This is a genomic window from Sorangium sp. So ce448, assembly GCF_051520915.1.
Taxonomy (GTDB): Bacteria; Myxococcota_A; Polyangia; order Polyangiales; family Polyangiaceae; genus Sorangium; species Sorangium cellulosum_B.
Map to the genome: position 1 here is coordinate 169,910 of NZ_CP150343.1, position 16,355 is coordinate 186,264.

General features: G+C 70.7%; 10 protein-coding genes. 7 read left to right on the top strand and 3 right to left on the bottom strand.

Features of this window, described 5'->3' with window-relative positions; all coding sequences use genetic code 11:
- Positions 1–68: 68 nt before the first annotated feature.
- Positions 69–4,169, bottom strand: a complete 4,101-nt coding sequence (locus WMF45_RS00700; protein ID WP_437715050.1) for a DUF3344 domain-containing protein — start codon at positions 4,167–4,169, stop codon at positions 69–71.
- Positions 4,166–6,019 carry an OmpA family protein gene (locus WMF45_RS00705; protein ID WP_437715051.1) on the bottom strand — a complete coding sequence of 618 codons (1,854 nt, stop codon included), beginning with the start codon at positions 6,017–6,019 and terminating at the stop codon, positions 4,166–4,168. The genes WMF45_RS00700 and WMF45_RS00705 overlap by 4 nt, the downstream gene beginning before the upstream one ends.
- Before the next feature lie 1,067 nt (positions 6,020–7,086).
- Here WMF45_RS00705 and WMF45_RS00710 point away from each other — a divergent pair.
- On the top strand, positions 7,087–8,304 hold the full coding sequence (locus tag WMF45_RS00710; protein ID WP_437715052.1) for a cytochrome P450: 1,218 nt from the start codon (positions 7,087–7,089) through the stop codon (positions 8,302–8,304).
- 30 nt (positions 8,305–8,334) lie between these two features.
- Here the strand turns inward: WMF45_RS00710 and WMF45_RS00715 are convergent, their stop codons facing one another.
- On the bottom strand, positions 8,335–8,853 hold the full coding sequence (locus WMF45_RS00715) for a MarR family winged helix-turn-helix transcriptional regulator (RefSeq protein WP_437719679.1): 519 nt from the start codon (positions 8,851–8,853) through the stop codon (positions 8,335–8,337).
- A 43-nt stretch (positions 8,854–8,896) separates the two neighbouring features.
- Here WMF45_RS00715 and WMF45_RS00720 point away from each other — a divergent pair, with 43 nt between their 5' ends.
- The 6 genes from WMF45_RS00720 to WMF45_RS00745 all read left to right on the top strand — a co-directional run bounded on the left by WMF45_RS00720 (position 8,897) and on the right by WMF45_RS00745 (position 16,312).
- Complete coding sequence (locus WMF45_RS00720) at positions 8,897–10,402, top strand: FAD-dependent oxidoreductase (RefSeq protein ID WP_437719680.1); 1,506 nt, start codon at positions 8,897–8,899, stop codon at positions 10,400–10,402.
- A 263-nt stretch (positions 10,403–10,665) separates the two neighbouring features.
- The gene (locus tag WMF45_RS00725; RefSeq protein WP_437715053.1) at positions 10,666–10,881 is read left to right on the top strand and encodes an addiction module protein; all 216 of its coding nucleotides are present in this window, start codon (positions 10,666–10,668) and stop codon (positions 10,879–10,881) included.
- On the top strand, positions 10,878–11,171 hold the full coding sequence (locus WMF45_RS00730; protein ID WP_437715054.1) for a type II toxin-antitoxin system RelE/ParE family toxin: 294 nt from the start codon (positions 10,878–10,880) through the stop codon (positions 11,169–11,171). Before WMF45_RS00725 ends, WMF45_RS00730 begins: the two co-directional genes overlap by 4 nt.
- 337 nt (positions 11,172–11,508) lie before the next feature.
- The gene (locus tag WMF45_RS00735; RefSeq protein WP_437715055.1) at positions 11,509–12,510 is read left to right on the top strand and encodes a universal stress protein; all 1,002 of its coding nucleotides are present in this window, start codon (positions 11,509–11,511) and stop codon (positions 12,508–12,510) included.
- A 146-nt stretch (positions 12,511–12,656) separates the two neighbouring features.
- Positions 12,657–14,495: an SLC13 family permease gene (locus tag WMF45_RS00740; RefSeq protein WP_437715056.1), complete on the top strand. Its 1,839-nt coding sequence runs from the start codon at positions 12,657–12,659 to the stop codon at positions 14,493–14,495.
- Between the two features lie 170 nt (positions 14,496–14,665).
- Positions 14,666–16,312, top strand: coding sequence for a glycoside hydrolase family 43 protein (locus WMF45_RS00745; RefSeq protein ID WP_437715057.1), 1,647 nt, complete (start codon positions 14,666–14,668; stop codon positions 16,310–16,312).
- The last annotated feature ends 43 nt before the right edge of the window (positions 16,313–16,355 follow it).

The following is a 16,355-nucleotide window of genomic DNA, read 5'->3' on the forward strand; positions in this document are numbered from 1 at the left end:
GCCGGAGGGGTCGCCGCCCCGCCAGGTGGGCGGGGCGGCGCGCGGCCGTGGGCCTCTCTATCCGCCGGTCAGCGGCCCGCGCGGCGCCGGCGCAGGGCGAGGCCGGCGAGGGCGGCGAGCATGGGCAGGAGCGCGGCGGCGCCGCGGGTGCTGCCCGCGGGCGTCGGCCGAGCGGCGCAGAAGCCGTTGCCCTCGGCGAAGATGCCGGTCGGGTCGTTGTCGCTCTCGGGCGCGCAGGTGCCCGCCGTGCTGTCGGTCGAGCTGCACACCTCGCCGGACGGGCAGCTGTTGCCGTCGCTGCCGCGGCAGCCCTCCACGCAGGCGTGATCCTCGCAGATCATCCCGCTCGTCGCGCCGCCGCAGTCGCTGTCCTGCCGGCACGCCGTCTGATCGTCCTCACCGTTGTTGGGATCGGTCTCGCCCGCGTCGATGGCGCCGTTGTGGTTCGCGTCCTCCACGCCGTCGGTCACGCCGCCGTCGTCCGTGTCCGCATCGAGCGGGTTCGTCTTCGTCGTGGGATCGGCGTCCGCGATGCAGGTCCCCGCGGCGGCGTCGGTGGCGGCGTTGTCGCAGGGCAGGCCGAGCTCGGTGCCGTCGAACAGGCCGTCGCCGTCGCTGTCGGGGTCGAGCGCGTTGATGAGGCCGTCGCCGTCGTGGTCGTCGCTGAAGTTCGGCTCATTGCCGTCGATCACGCCGTCGTCGTCGCTGTCCGCGTCGTTCGGGTCGGTGCCGATCTCGTCCTCGAGCGAGTCGACAAGCCCGTCGCCGTCGCTGTCCGCCGGCGTCCCGTCGTCCTCGCCGACGTTGGGATCGGTCTCGCCCGCGTCGACGACGCCGTTCAGGTTGATGTCCTCCTGGCCGTCGGGCACGCCGCCGTCGTCGGTGTCGGCGTCGAGCGGGTCGGTCTTTGTCGCGCCGGCGTCGCCGTCGGGGCGGCAGTGGCCCGCCTCCGCGTCGGTGCCCTCGCGGTCGCAGGGCAGGCCGAGCTCGGTGCCGTCGAAGAGCCCGTCGTTGTCGCTGTCGACGTCGCGCACGTTGATGAGGCCGTCGCCGTCGGTGTCCTCGCCGGGCTTCGGCTCCTGGCCGTCGGGCACGCCGTCGTCGTCGGTGTCGGCGTCGTCCGGATCGCTCCCGATCGCCTCCTCCTCCGCGTCGGGCAGCCCGTCGCCGTCGCGGTCCTCGCCGACCGCGTCGTCGTCGCCGTTGTTGGGATCGGTCTCGCCCTCGTCGATGGCGCCGTCGTGATCCGCGTCCTCCGCGCCGTCGGAGATGCCGCCGTCGTCCGTGTCCCGGTCGAGCGGGTGCGTCGTCGTCGTGGGATCGGCGTCCGCGATGCAGTTGCCCGCGGCGGCGTCGGTGGCGGCGTTGTCGCAGGGCAGGCCGAGCTCGGTGCCGTCGAACAGGCCGTCGCCGTCGCTGTCGGGGTCGAGCGCGTTGATGAGGCCGTCGCCGTCGTGATCGTCGCTGAAGTTCGGCTCGTCGCCGTCGATCACGCCGTCGTCGTCGCTGTCGGCGTCGTTCGGGTCGGTGCCGAGCTCCTCCTCGATGTCGTCGATCAGCCCGTCGCCGTCGGTGTCCGCCGGCGTCCCGTCGTCGGCGCCGTTGTTCGGATCGGTCTCGCCCGCGTCGATCTCGCCGTCGAGATCGAGGTCCTCCTGGCCGTCGGGCACGCCGCCGTCGTCGGTGTCGGGATCGACAGGCGAGGTCTTGGTCGCGCCCCCGTCCGCGTCGGCGCGGCAGTGGCCCGCGTCGGCGTTGGTGTCCTCGTTGTCGCAGGGCAGCCCGAGCTCGGTGCCGTCGTAGAGCCCGTCGTTGTCGCTGTCGACGTCGCGCACGTTGATGAGGCCGTCGCCGTCGGTGTCGTCGGCGGGGTTCGGCTCCTGGCCGTCGAGCGCGCCGTCGTCGTCGGTGTCGGCGTCGTTCGGATCGCTCCCGATCGTCTCCTCGAAATCGTCGCTCAGCCCGTCGCCGTCGGTGTCCGTCGGCGGCACGTCGTCGGCGCGGACGTTCGGATCGGTCTCGCCCGCGTCGACGACGCCGTCGAGATCGAAGTCCTCCTGGCCGTCGGGCACGCCGCCGTCGTCGGTGTCGGCGTCGAGCGGGTCGGTCTTGGTCGCGCCGGCGTCCCCGTCCGCGCGGCAGTGGCCCGCGGCGGCGTCGGTGGCCGCGTTGGTGCAGGGCAGGCCGAGCTCGGTGCCGTCGTAGAGCCCGTCGTTGTCGCTGTCGGGGTCGAGCGCGTTGATGAGGCCGTCCTCGTCGGAGTCCTCGTCGAAGTCCGGCTCCTCGCCGTCGATCACGCCGTCGTCGTCGCTGTCCGCGTCGTTCGGGTCGGTGCCGGCCTCGACCTCGTCGGGATCGTCGATCCCGTCGTTGTCCGAGTCGCAGCCGTTGTTGAACACGCCGTCGCAGTCGTTGTCGATCGAATCGCCGCAGACCTCGGCGCCCGTGGGCACGCACTCGCAGGCGTGCGTGTCGGGGTCGCACGTCGGCGAGAGCGGCCCGCAGTGCGCGTCGGTGAGGCACTCCACGCACTCGTTGGGCTCCGCCGCCGTGTCGCAGTGAGGCGTCGCTGCGGCGCACTGCGCGTCGGTCTCGCACGCGTCGATGACGACCTCGGTCGGCGGCACGCCGTCGGTCGGGCCGTTGCCGTCGGTCGGCGTGTCCTCTTCGGGCGCGCCCTGCTGCCCGGCGGCGCGGACGATCGCCTGGTTGGCGATGACCCCCGAGGCGTTGGCGTCGACCGTCACCCGGAAGGTCACCCGCGACGACATCCCGGCGGGGATCGACCCCCCTGCCGTCCCGTTCGCGCCCGTGCCGAGCCGCACGCGGACCGTGCGCGTCCCGGCGTCGTACTCGCCCTGGTCGTCGCCGGCCGCGTCCGTCTTCGCGCCCATGTTGGCGCCCGCCACGACGGAGAGCGAGCCGGGCACGTAGCTGACGCCCGCGGGCAGCGGATCGGTGAGCACGGTGCCCCTCGACGCGTCGTTGCCGCTGTTGACGACCTCGATCGTGTACGCGAGCTGGTCGCCCGGGAGCAGCAGCCCGCCGTTCACGTCGACGGCCGACTTCGAGGAGGACGTGAAGTCCGGCTTGAAGGTCGAGATCGACGTGATGAAGCCGGCGAGGAAGTACAGGTCGTTGTCGCTCGACGCCCGGATGGGCGCCGAGGTCTGCCTCGGGGTCACCAGCGAGGTGATATCGAAGACGTCGATATCCATGCCGGCCATCGTCCCCTGCGTTCCGGCGAGCTGCGGGAGGTCCCCGACGTTCGACACGGGCGCGTTGAAGTAGGTGCGCGTGCCGTTGAAGAAGTTGTCGACCGGGTTCAGCGTGTTGCCGAGCGCGGTCCCGTTGAAGAGGAACTGGTCTCCCGTGTGGGCCAGGTCGCCCTCGAACGCGACCATGCCGATCTTCGCGTCGTAGCCCGCGTTCGGCACCAGGAACCCGGTCAGGGTGGTGTTCTGGGTCGACCCGTTGGCCACCGTGTCGAGGCCGTCGAAGAGCGCGAGGTTGCGCGGCGGCTCGGAGGCGAGCTCGTAGAACACGACCAGCCACCACCCGGCGAAGTGGTTGTTGAAGTCGCTGTTCACGAAGCTCGCGCTGTTGACGCCGCTCACCCGGTACGCGCCGGACCCGTGCGCCTGCACGAGGGCGGTGATGTTCGCGACCGACTGGTAGTAGACACGGCTCGAGCTGATCGTCTCGACGCTGTCGATGGCGGTCACCGCCTCGGAGAAGCCGCCCGCGCCGGGCCGCTCCAGCGTGACGGCCTGGTCCGCGGTCCCGCTGGTCCCGAGGTGCGCGCCCCAGTAGAGGTACGCGTGGGTGACCGTCGCGCCGGGCGGCACCTCGAGCACGGCGGTGGTGCGCGCCTGGGCGGCGGTGATGGTGGTGTTCGCCTCCGCCTGGCCCTCCGCGGGCGAGTCGGAGCGCCAGTAGGTGTCGGGCGCGCTGTCACCGGTGCCGCTCCCGCACGGGCCGCGGTCGCCCACCACGGGCGACGCGATGTCATCGCCACCGCACTCGTTGCCCAGCGTGTTCCCGATCAGAATGAAGTCGCCCCGCTGGTCGACCTGCTCGCGCAACTCGGGCGCGGCGTGCGCGGCCCCGCGCTGCCCGCCCACGCAGGCGAGCCCCACAAGACTACCTATGACCCAACGTCTCTTCACGGCGCCTCCTGCTGCTGCTTCGGCTTCTTCTCGAGGATCTTGAACTGCACGCGGCGGTTCTGCTGGCGTCCCTCGTCGGTGTCGTTGTCCGCGATCGGGACGTCGGGCCCGTAGCCCTTCGACGCCAGCCGCTCGGCCTCGACGCCGCGCTGGACCAGCGCCTTCATGACCGAATCGGCCCTCGCCTGGCTGAGCTTGATATTGTACGCGCGTCCGCCGCGCGGGTCTGTGTGTCCTTGCACCTCGATCCGGGTGATCTCCGGGTGCTCCTTCAGCACACTCGCCACCTCATCGAGGAGCGGATCGCTCACCTTCTTGATGGTCGCCTTGCCGGTGTCGAACTGCACCTGCTGGAGGATGACGATCTCGGTCTCGGTCATGCGCACGGCGACGGGGCAGCCGTTCTTCGTCGGATCCGGATCGGGCTTGCCCTTGATGTCGGGGCAGGCGTCCTGATCGTCGCGCACCGTGTCGCCGTCGCGGTCGCCGGGGCAGCCGTTCGTCGCCGGATCCGAGGTGCGGATACCGGGGATGTCGGGGCAGGCGTCCTCCGCGTCGATCACGCCGTCGCCGTCCCTGTCGGGCGGCGGCGGGCAGCCGTGCTTCTTCGGATCCTCGTTCGCCGGGCCGGCCTCGTCCGGGCACGCGTCGACGTCGTCCGTGATGCCGTCCTTGTCGCGGTCCCCGGGCGGCGGGCAGCCGTGCTTCTTCGGGTCGTCGTTCGCGATGCCGGGCGTGTCCGGGCACGCGTCGACGCGATCGAGGAAGCCGTCCTCGTCGCGATCGGACGGCGGGCAGCCGTTCTTCTTCGGATCCGGGTCGCCGACGCCGGGCACGTCGGGGCAGGCGTCCTTCTCGTTGACGATGCCGTCCTTGTCGCGGTCCGGGTCCGCGCGCCGGACCTCGGGCGAGTACGCGAGCATCGCGACGGCGCGGAAATCCGGGGTGCCGATGCCCGAGGTGAAGCCGGGGCCGGCGGCGACGCCGAGCTCGAAGTCGCGGAGCGTCGGCGCGAAGCGGTAGCGCAGGCCGAGCAGCGCCTCGACGTTCGTGTTGCGGGCCTCCGGGTCCTCCAGCACCGTCGACACGGTCGCCTCGGGGCCGATCTGGAGCTGCTCCTCGGAGCCCAGCAGCAGGCCGACGCCCGCGCCGCCGTTGAACATCAGGCCTTGCCGCACCTGCGCGAACGTCTGCGCCGGGCGCAGATCGACGCCGGCCGCGGCCGACCACACGAAGCCCGGGATGCGGCCGCCGGCGAGGATCTGCGGCAGGCCGCGGACCGACTCCTCGCCCACGAACGAGCCGTCGCGGTCGCCGGTCGGCACCCACACGAAGCCGCCGACGGCGAGCTGGAACGGGTCGAAGTAATCGCCGAGGAGGCGCAGGCGCAGGCCGACCCGGAGATCACCGAGCTGCACGTCGCTCGGCGACCTGAACGAGAGGCCCTCGGCCGCGGGGCTGTCGCCCTGCTGCAGCACGGCGAGGGGCAGGTCGACGTTGACGTGCAGCCGGTCCCAGAGCGTGAGCGAGGAGTTCAGGTGCAGGAACAGCTGGTGGCCGACGATCGCGCCGAGGTGCTCGTCGCTGCCCTGCCGCGTGAGCACGAGCGGGTTGTGGGCGTAGTCGCCGAGCAGCATCACGTGCAGCGTCGCGCTGCCGTCCTGGTTCGGCGAGGCCGCGTACGGCGACGGCACACCGAACATCCGGTCGCCGGCGGGCGCGGGGCTGAAGCGGTTGAGGGCGAGGCCGCGCGCCGGTCCCGCTTCCTGAGCGGACGCTGGCGCGGCCCACGCCGCCGCGGCTAGGGCGGCGGCGCCGCAGATCCATCGAGGGGGCAAGGGGGCTCTCATGCGCAGGATCACCTTGGGTGCTTTGGGCGAGCGGCCGTCGACTGCTCCGGCGCGCAGGCAAGTTGGGGGAAACGCGGCGTACTCGACGCGGATGATCGTCGAGTACGCCGCGTTTCCCGGGCCGTCTTATAGGCTTCGCGGGACGCTACCGGTGGACTTTTCGATGGGCGGCCGTCCGAATTCGGATCGGCCTCGACAGGGCGGCTCACCTGCGAGCCGGCCTTCGCAGCGCGTCGCAGCGCGGTCTATGCAAGGCGTGTGCACGCCCCGCCGTCGCGTGGGGCGGGGGGGTTGTCTGGGATCCCGCGGCTCCAGCCGGCTCTGCGGCGGGCCGATTGAGGCCTACAGACATCAGCACTGCGGCCTCGGTGCGGCGGTATCGACGGCATCGAGCCGGGGCGCGCCGTCTGGCCCGGCTGGCGGGCTCTGCGGTGCTCGCGGCGCCTGCGCTGCGCCGCAGGAGGCCCGGGTTCACCGTGGGATCAAAAGTTCGTTCGGACGGTGCCGCTGAATTGAAAGATGCCAGGGTTCGAGCCGATCTTGCCAACGGCGGTGAACCTGGATCCTGGCGTGACGGCCAGCATGGGCGAGCGGAGCGCGTCGATCGGTGAGGTCGACTCGGCCTGGCTCGTCGCGTAGGGCGCGCTCCTCGGCGATGCAGCCGGCGAGGGCAAAGGAAGCTCCGAGGGCGGCGGCGGCAAACGAGGAGGCGATACGCATGGTCCATGTCCTTTCGAGCCCCGGGGACGCGGGCATCGCGCTACCGAGCGGCGCCGGCGCGTCGAGGGCTCGGCCTGGGTACGGGCGCCGGGCCCCGACCGGTTCCCGCGTCCGCGCGAGAGGACCCGTGTCAGGCGCCGCCCGGGACTCGCTACGTCAGGCGCCGCGGGCTCATCAGGGGCCGCCGGTGGCTCGCGGTGATCGTGCGCCGCGTCCGTCCGGGTCGTGTCGACTGGCACATTCGCGCCGGAGGCGCGTTCCAGCGCTCCATCTCGTGGGGGCATCGACTACCATCGTCTCCGAAGAGCAGCTGCCACCGGCGACTCCAGACGACGGAGGTTTCGACGATGAACCTTTTCCCGGACGAGATGCGGCGGGATCCTTACCCCCTCTACGATCAGCTGCGGACCGGCTCTCCCGTGTTCCATGTCGCTCCGCTCGATCTCTGGATGGTCTTCGATTACGACGGGGTGAAGCGGGCGCTGACCGATCATGACGCCTTCAGCTCCTCGGTGACGCCTCCCACCGGCAAGGCGCCGGACTGGATCGTCTTCTCCGACCCGCCGCGCCACACGAAGCTTCGATCCATCGTCCTGCGGGCGTTCACGCCGCGCTCGATCGCGGGCCTGGAGCCGCGCATCCGGGAGCTGTCGCGCGATCTCCTGGATCCGTGGATCGAGCGCGGGGAGATGGACCTCGCGGCGGACTACGCGGGGCCGCTGCCCACGATGGTGATCGCGGAGATGCTCGGCGTTCCCCCCGAGGACCGGGCGCGGCTGCTGCGCTGGAGCGAGGTGATAGTGAACCTCAGCCACACGATCTCCGGCGGCGAGGAGGCGGCGAGGGCCGTGAGCGAGCACGCCGTGGTGAAGGAAGAGATGAAGGCGTACCTGGCGGACCTGATCGAGGCGCGTCGGAGGGCGCCGGCGGAGGACCTCTTGACCCGGCTCGTCGAGGCCGAGGTGGACGGCGAGCGGCTGGCCGAGGGAGACATCCTGAACTTCTTCCAGCTCCTGCTCGCGGCGGGCACCGAGACGACAACGAACCTGATCGACAACGCGGTCTTGTGCTTCCTCGAGAGCCCGGCGGAGCTCTTCCGCCTCCGGGCGGCGCCCGAGCTCTTGCCCTCGGCGATCGAGGAGGTCCTGCGCCACCGCTCGCCGCTGCAGATGGTGTTCCGCGAGACGAGGCGCGCCGTCGAGGTGCACGGCCAGGTGATCCCGGCCGGGAAGCTGGTGCTGCCCGTGATCGGCTCCGCGAACCGGGATCCACATCAATTTCACGACCCTGGCCGCTTCGACATCGGGCGAGACCCCAACCCGCACATCGCGTTCGGCCACGGCATCCACTTCTGTATCGGGGCGGCGCTGGCGCGCCTGGAGGCGCGGATCGCGCTGCCGGATCTCCTCTGCCGGCTGAAGGGCCTCCGGCGCGCGAGCGACGAGCCGTGGGAGCCGCGCAAGGCGCTCATCGTGCACGGCCCGGCGCGCTTGCCGATCCGCTTCGAGCCGGGGAGGCGCGCCCCGGTGCACGCCGCCGGGGCGCACACGCCGTGCCCCGGGTGAAGGCGGCGCCGCAGGAAGCCTGCGACCACCTCAGGTCTTGTCCGTCCCGCTGGACGACGCCATCAAGTCGTCCACGAACCGGCGCATCAGGCGCACCAGGTCGCTGAAGTCCTCTTCACTCCACGTGGCGAGGATAGGGGCCGCAAGCCTCTGACGCGCGGCGTCCAAGGCGTCCGTCATCTGCCGCCCCTTGTCGGTGATCACGGCCTCATGGACGCGACGATCGGCCGGGCTCGGCCGACGTTCGATCAGCCCAAGGCTCTCGAGCTTCGCGACCTGGCGGCTGACGGTCGTGTAATCGCGCCCGGCTCGGTTCGAGAGCTCGACCACGCCGATCGGCCCGAAGCGCTCGATCCCCACCAGCAGCCGAAAGAGGGCTTGATCCAGGGAGATGCCTGCCTCCGCGAGCAGCGCCTGATCACGCTGCGGCTGGTTCATGAGCGCCGTCAGATCGACCATGGCTCCGTGGAGCTCGCGGAGCTTCTTTTTTGTGATGCGTGTATTTTGCACAAATTTCCTTGACGCTCCGGAGGGCGCAGTTATATGCATGATACACATATCTGAAACGCGGTCCAAAAAAGCGGAGCTCGCCATGGAATCTACTTTTTCGACGGATGTCCTGATCGTCGGCGCAGGTGCTGCTGGGTTGACCCTCGCCATCGAGCTCGCCCGTCGGGGCGTTGCGTTCCGGCTCATCGACAGGCAGGACGGGCCCTTTTGCGGCTCGCGCGGCAAAGGGATCCAGCCGCGCAGCCAGGAGGTGTTCGAGGACATGGGCATCCTCGACCGCGTCGTTGCGGCCGGCGGCCTGTACCCGCCCCCGCGGGTCTATCGCGACGACGGAGGCTACGAGGAGTCCCGGATCATGGAGCCTCAGGAGCCGGCGCCTGGCGAGCCCTATCGTCTGCCGCTCCTCGTGCCTCAGTTCCTGACCGAAGCCGTGATGCGCGAGCGTCTGGCGGAGCTCGGGAAGTCCGCGGAGTTCGGCCGCGAGCTGAAGAGCTTCGAGCAGGATGGCGAGGGGGTCAACGCCCGCATCGCTGGCCGGGCGGGCGAGGAGACCGTCCGCGTCCGCTACCTCGTCGGAGCGGACGGCGGCCGCAGCGTCGTACGGCACGCGCTCGCGATCGGCTTTCCCGGCAAGACCCTGGGGGTGCGCGCGGTCGTTGCCGACGTCGTTTTGGAGGGATTGAGCAGGGCCGCCTGGCATCGCTTCAACGAAGGATCGATGGAGAAGCAGATATCGCTGTGCCCGCTCGTCGGCACCGACATGTTCCAGGTGCAGGCGCCGATTCCTCTCGAGGGGGATGTCGATCTCTCCGCAGAAGGCCTGACAGCGATGGTCACGGGCCGCACGGGCCGAGGCGACGTCGTGATCCGCTCCGTCTCCTGGGCCTCCGCCTACACCATGAACGCGCGCCTCGCCGACCGTTACCGGGACGGGCGCGTCTTCCTCGCCGGTGATGCCGCGCATATCCACCCGCCGACGGGTGGGCAGGGCCTCAATACGAGCGTGCAGGATGCCTACAACCTCGGCTGGAAGCTCGCCGCCGTTCTGGCAGGCGCGCCGGAGGCGCTTCTCGCGACCTACGAGGAGGAGCGCCGGCCGATCGCCGCGGAGACGCTCGGCCTGACGACGAAGCTCCTGGACGCGGCGAAGCGAGGCGACATGCGCCGCGGGCGCGAGGTGCATCAGCTCGATCTCGGATACCCGGAATCGTCGCTGGCCATGGAGAAGCCAAAACGAAGCGGCGGCATCCGGGCGGGCGGCCGAGCGCCGGACGCGCCCGTCCGCGGCGTGGCGGGGATGCCGACGCGGCTCTTCAAGCTCTTCCAGGGGACGCAGTGGACCTTGCTGGGTTACGGGTCGGACCGGCTCTCGGCCGTCGCGCCGCGCCCCGGACTTCACATCCACGCCGTCGGGCCGCGCGGCGACATCGTCGATGATGACGGCCATCTCCGCGCTGCTCATGGCGTGTCGCCCGGCGACTGGGTGCTCGTCCGGCCGGACGGGTATATCGGCGCCATCGTGTCGTCCGATCATGCGCCGGCCCTGGAGGCCTACCTTGCCAGCGTCGGCCTCCCATCACGGGGATGACAAGGACGAGAGCGCGCTCTCGCCATGCCGCAGGCTGTTGAATTCACCGAGCCAATGGCGCGGCCGCTCGCGTCAGGGGAGACGGAACATCGACCAGGGCACCTGGACGCCGTTCCACGCCAAGGCATCGGTGGGTCGCAGCGGCAGCCAGCATCCGCCGAGCTCAGGGGCCCGCGCCGCGCCGGCAGACGGCGAGGGCCATCGACGCCCGGCCCAGCTTGCCCGTGCTGGCATCGCCGGCCCTTCTGGTGCAGGATCCACCCATGGGCAAGCCCGCGCTCGACCTTTCCAAGCTCAGCGCCGACGAGAAGCTCGAGCTGATCGATGACCTCTGGCGAAGCCTTTCCTCGGAGGAGCTCCCCCTGAGCTCCGAGCTTTGCGCTGAGCTCGACCGCCGTCTGGATCGTCTCGATCTCGAAGGCCCCGCCGGTGTTCCCTGGGAGGACGTTCGTGCCGAGATGACCACCAGCGAGTCGTGAGCCGCGTTGTCTTTCTCGCCGAAGCTCGCTCCGAAGCCCTCGAGACCTTCCGCTGGTACGAGGAGCAGCGCTCTGGGCTCGGCGCCGTCTTCCGAAGAGAGCTGGATGACGCCATCAGGCGCATTCGGAGCGCACCGCTCGCGTACCCGCCGCTGTACCGAGACGTCCGGCGCGTGCTCGTCGAACGGTTCCCCTACGCGGTGTTCTACCGGGTCCTGCCCGACGCCATCGTGGTCGTCGGTGTGATCCATGGCCGCCGACATCCTCGCGAGTGGAAGCGCCGAGCGTGAGCGATTCGGGAATGCCAGTCGCCTGCCCGACAAGGCACCACACCTGACACCGCGTCAGACCGGCCGTCACCGAGGCGACGCTCCGCTCGCGCCGCTCGGCGGAGCGGCGCGACGACTCCGGCGGGCGTACTGAGCTGAGATCGCCTGCCGGAGTGCTTTGACGTTGACGAACATGGCGAGTCCCGCGCCACCTCGAGCGCAATCCTTACGTGGCGCGGTGCACCTTCCGCGTCTTCGGTGTCTCGCAGGCCCTCGGCGGTACGTGCGCTCTCCGCAGGGCGGGCCGCGACGCCTGGCGCGTGGCTTGATGTGCTTGCTATGTTTGCGCGACGAGCCGATGCGCCGCACCAACGCCACGCCCACGACGCCGCCCAGCTCGCCCGCCCAGGCGGAGCCGGCCCCCCAGCGCGACGGCCGGACGACGAGCCCACCGCGCCGCGAGGCTCGCCTCGGCGACGTCCTCGCTGCGACCGATTTCTCGCCGGGGGCTCTCGCGGCGATCGAGCGCGCCGCGCGCCTCCCCCTCTCGGCGGGCAGCACCTTGCGCCTCGTTCACGTGCTGCCAGCGCCCGCCTCGCCCGCGGAGGGCGAGAGCGCGGAGCAGGCCGCGCGTCGCTCGCTCGACGAGATCGCGGCCCGCGCCCTCCATGTCGCCCGAGGCGCGGGGAACGCTTGTCTGAAGGTCGTCTCGAGCGTGCTCGTCGGCAGAGAGTTCGTCGAGATCATCCGTCATGCGCGCAGCCACGGCGCGGAGCTGATCGTCCTCGGCAGGCGCGGGGAGCGCCCGATCCTCGATCTCCTGCTCGGGTCGACGGCCGAGCTCACGGTCCGTCACGCGGACACTCCCGTGCTCGTCGTACAAGGAGCCCCCGCCGGCGCCTACAGGCGGCCGCTGCTCGCCGTCGAGCTCTCGGACGTCGCGCTCCGGAGCGCCGCGCTCGCGACGAAGGTCATCGACCCCGAGGTGAGCCGCATCCGGGCGATCCACGCCTACCGCGTGCCCTTCGAGGACAGGATGGCGCTCGCCCTCCCCTCGATGGAGTTCGCGGCCTACAAGGCGCGATACCATGACGACGCGCGCGCCGGCCTCCGGCGCCTCCTCGACTCGTTCGACGGGCTCGGCATAACGTGGGAGTCGTCGGTCCGGCGCGGCGACGCGAGGGACGCGATCGGCCGCGAAGCCAGGCGATGGAAGGCCGATCTCATCATCATGGGGACGCACGGGCGCTCGGGGATCTCGCGCGCTCTCCTGGGCAGCGTGGCTGAATCCGTCATGCGCTCGGCGCCGTGCGACGTGCTGGTCGCGCGCCCCTCCACGTTCGTGCTGGAGCTGCCCTGAGCGGCGCGGCAGCGAAGCACGCTCCGGCGGCGCCTGGACGCGCGCGCCGGCTCGACCCGCGGAGGGCAAGACGGCGTGAGCGCTGTGAGACGGTGAGACGATAGGGGGTTGGATCTGCGGCCCCCTCGGCTAGGCTCCGCCGTCGCATGACGCCGGAAGCTGCCCTCACGTTGGCCATCCTCGGGGCCACGATCGTCCTGTTCGTGAGCGATCGCCTGCGGCTCGACGTCGTGGCGATGATGTCCTTGCTCGCGCTCACCCTCTCCGGCGTCACCACGGTCTCGGACGCGCTCGCCGGGTTCAGCAACCCGGCCGTGCTCATGATAGCTGGCCTGTTCATCGTGGGGGCCGCGCTGACGGACACGGGCGTCGCCGACTGGCTGGGTCACCGCCTCGAGCGCGTCGCGGGATCGGGAGAGGCGAGGGTGATGGTGGTCGTGATGGGGGCGACGGCGCTCCTCTCCGCCTTCATGAGCTCCACAGGGACCGTGGCGATCCTCCTGCCGGTGGTGGGGACCCTCGCGTTGAAGCGCGGAATCGCGCCCGCGAGGCTCCTCATGCCCGTGGCGTTCGCCGCGCACCTCGGGAGCAACCTGACGCTCATCAGCACGCCGCCGAACCTCCTCGTGAGCGACGCCCTCCGTGAGGCGGGGCGCGAGCCATTCCGCTTCTTCAGCTTCATCGTTCCAGGCCTCGCCGTGCTCGTGATCGGTGTGGGCTACGTCGTGTCGCTCGGTCGTCGCCTGCTCCCTGGCAAGGCGGACGCGGCGGACGCGGGCGCGCCGCGCTCGCTCACGCTGAACGATCTCGCCATGGACTACGAGCTCGGCACGTCGCTGCGCGCCTTGCGCGTCACCCCGGGCTCGAAGCTCGCCGGCCTCACGCTCGGCGCCGCGAACCTCCGCGCCGACTTCGGCGTGACCGTGGTGGGGATCACGCACGACGGGCCTCGTGGCCCCCTGGCCAAGCGCGTCGTTCCACAAGCGGTGTTCGTCGTGGGCGACGAGCTGCGCGTGCTCGGGAGCGACAGCGCGATCGCCGCGCTCGCGGAGCGCTTCGAGCTCGAAGCGCTCCCGGAGCGCCCCGTCTTCTCGTTGCCTGACGAAGAGTCCATGTGTGAGGTCGTGCTCCCGCGGCGCTCCGGGCTGGCGGGACAGACCCTGCGGGAAGCCAAGTTCCGCGATCGCTACCGCGCCAACGTGCTCGCGATCCGCCGAGGCGGAGGATCGCTGCCGGTGTTCCATGCGACGCCCGAGCTGCGCGATCTCAAGCTCCGCGCCGGCGATACGCTCCTCGTGAAAGGGCGGCAGAAGCACCTGAGGAACCTCCGCGACGAGCGGCGGGATCTCGTGCTCGTCGCCGAGCCCGACGCGCCGAGCGCCGCGCTCGTCGATCGCGGGCGCGCCCTTGCTGCCGTGGGGGTCACCCTGGGGATGCTCGTCATCATGGCGTTCGGGTGGCTGCCCAACGTGGTCGCCGTGCTGCTCGCCGCGGTCCTCCTGGTGCTCGCGCGGTGCGTGCGCCCGGCGGACGCCTACCGCGCCGTGAACTGGGAGAGCGTCGTGCTCATCGCGGGGATGATCCCTGTCTCCACGGCGCTGGAGCGCACCGAGGCGATGGGGGTCGCCGTGTCCGCGGTCGAGCAGCTCCTCACGGGGGCGCGGCCCACGGTGGTCCTCGGTCTGCTCGTCCTGTTCACCTCGGCCATCGGGATGGTCCTCTCCAACACCACGACGGCCCTGCTCGTGGCCCCCCTCGCGGTTCGTCTGGCCGAGGCGCTGGGCCTCGCGCCAGAGCCCTTGCTCATCGGCGTCGCGTTCGCGTCTTCCGCGGCGTTCGCCACGCCGATCGCTTCTCCGGTGAACGTCCTGGTGATCGCGCCGGGCGGCTATCGATTCAACGATTTCACGCGCGTGGGGCTGCCGCTGCAGCTCCTCGTGCTCGCGACCACCGTCATCGTCGTCCCGCTCGTCTGGGGCTTCTGACCGCGGGAGGCGCCGGTTCAGGCCGCCCGGCGGCGCGGCGCGGCGGGCGCGGGACGCGGCCCTCAGGGCTCCTTCTTCTTGCACTTCTTCTTTTTTGGCGGCGGCAGCTTCGTCTTTCGATATCCTCGGCGCGATCGTCCTCTGAACCATCGCCGGCGAGCCATTCATCCATGCCTGATCCCGTCATCCGCAATCCGATCCTGCCGGGCTTCAACCCCGATCCGTCCATCGTCCGCGTCGGCGACGACTACTACGTCGCGACCTCGACCTTCGAGTGGTACCCCGGCGTGCAGATCCACCACTCGCGCGATCTCGTGCACTGGCGTCTGCTCTCGCGCCCGCTCAACCGCGCGAGCCAGTTGAACCTGCTTGGCGACGGCGATTCGTGCGGCGTCTGGGCGCCGTGCCTGACGTATGCGGATGGCCTGTTCTGGTTGATCTACACCGACGTGAAGCGCTACGGCCGGACCAGCGTCAGCGGCGCGTCCGGCGCGTCCATGCGCGACTTCCACAACTACCTGGTGACCAGCCCCACCATCGACGGCGAGTGGTCGGATCCCGTTCATCTCAACTCGAGCGGCTTCGACCCCTCGCTGTTCCACGACGACGACGGCCGCAAGTACCTGAGCAACATGCTGTGGGACCACCGGCCCGGTCGCAATCGCTTCGCCGGCATCGTGCTCCAGGAGTACTCGCACGCCGAGCGCAAGCTCATCGGGCCTGTCACGAACATCTTCAAAGGCACGTCGATCGGCTACACCGAAGGTTCGCACCTCTACAAGCGCGGCGGCTTCTACTACCTGATCACCGCCGAGGGCGGCACGTACCAGGGCCACGCCGTCACCATGGCGCGCTCCCGTGACCTCACCGGCCCGTACGAGCTGCACCCCGAGACGTACATCCTGACCTCGCGCGCTCGCGCCGACGTCGCGCTGCAGCGCGCGGGCCACGCTGACCTTTGCGATACGCCGTCGGGCGACGTGTACATGGTCCACCTGTGCAGCCGTCCCATCCCGAACCGCGGGCGCTCGACGCTCGGCCGCGAGACCGCGATCCAGAGGATGGTCTGGTCGGACGACGGCTGGCTTCGCACGGCCGATGGTGAAGGTATCCCGCGCGTCGAGGTCCCAGCCCCCGGCCTGCCCGCGCATCCATTCCCCGCCCCGGCCGCCCGCGAGGACTTCGACTCACCGCAGCTGCCGATCGACTTCCAGTGGCTGCGCTCGCCCTACCCCGACGAGCTGTTCAGCCTCACGGCGCGTCCCGGTCATCTCCGGCTCTACGGCCGCGAGACGCTCGGCAGCCTGTTCCGCCAGTCGCTCGTCGCACGCCGCCAGCAGGCGCACTGCTACACAGCGGTCACGTCGGTCGACTTCGCGCCCGAGCGTTATCAGCAGATGGCCGGGCTCATCTGCTACTACAACGCGAGCAAGTTCCATTACCTGCACATCTCGCACGATGAGACGGTCGGGCGCTATGTCCGGATCATGTCGGCGATCCCGGATGGGGTCATGGCGGACGCCTTCACCGCACCCGTCCCCATCCCGGGCACAGCGCCCGTGCACCTGCGCGCCGAGCTCGACAACGACCGGCTCTACTTCGCCTACAGCCTCAACGGTGCGGACTGGAGCTGGTTTCCGGAGCACCTGGACGCCAGCATCCTCTCGGACGAGGCCTCCGCGCCCGGCCTTCCCAACTTCACCGGTGCGTTCGTCGGCATGGCGTGCCAGGACATGTCGGGCGCCGGGCGCCCGGCCGATTTCGGCTACTTCGAGTACCGCGAGCGCGAATACCTGATCGACCCCAGGCGCCCGTAGCGTCACTTTGCAGCCCGTCAGGGTGGTGAGCAGGCCGGGGCCC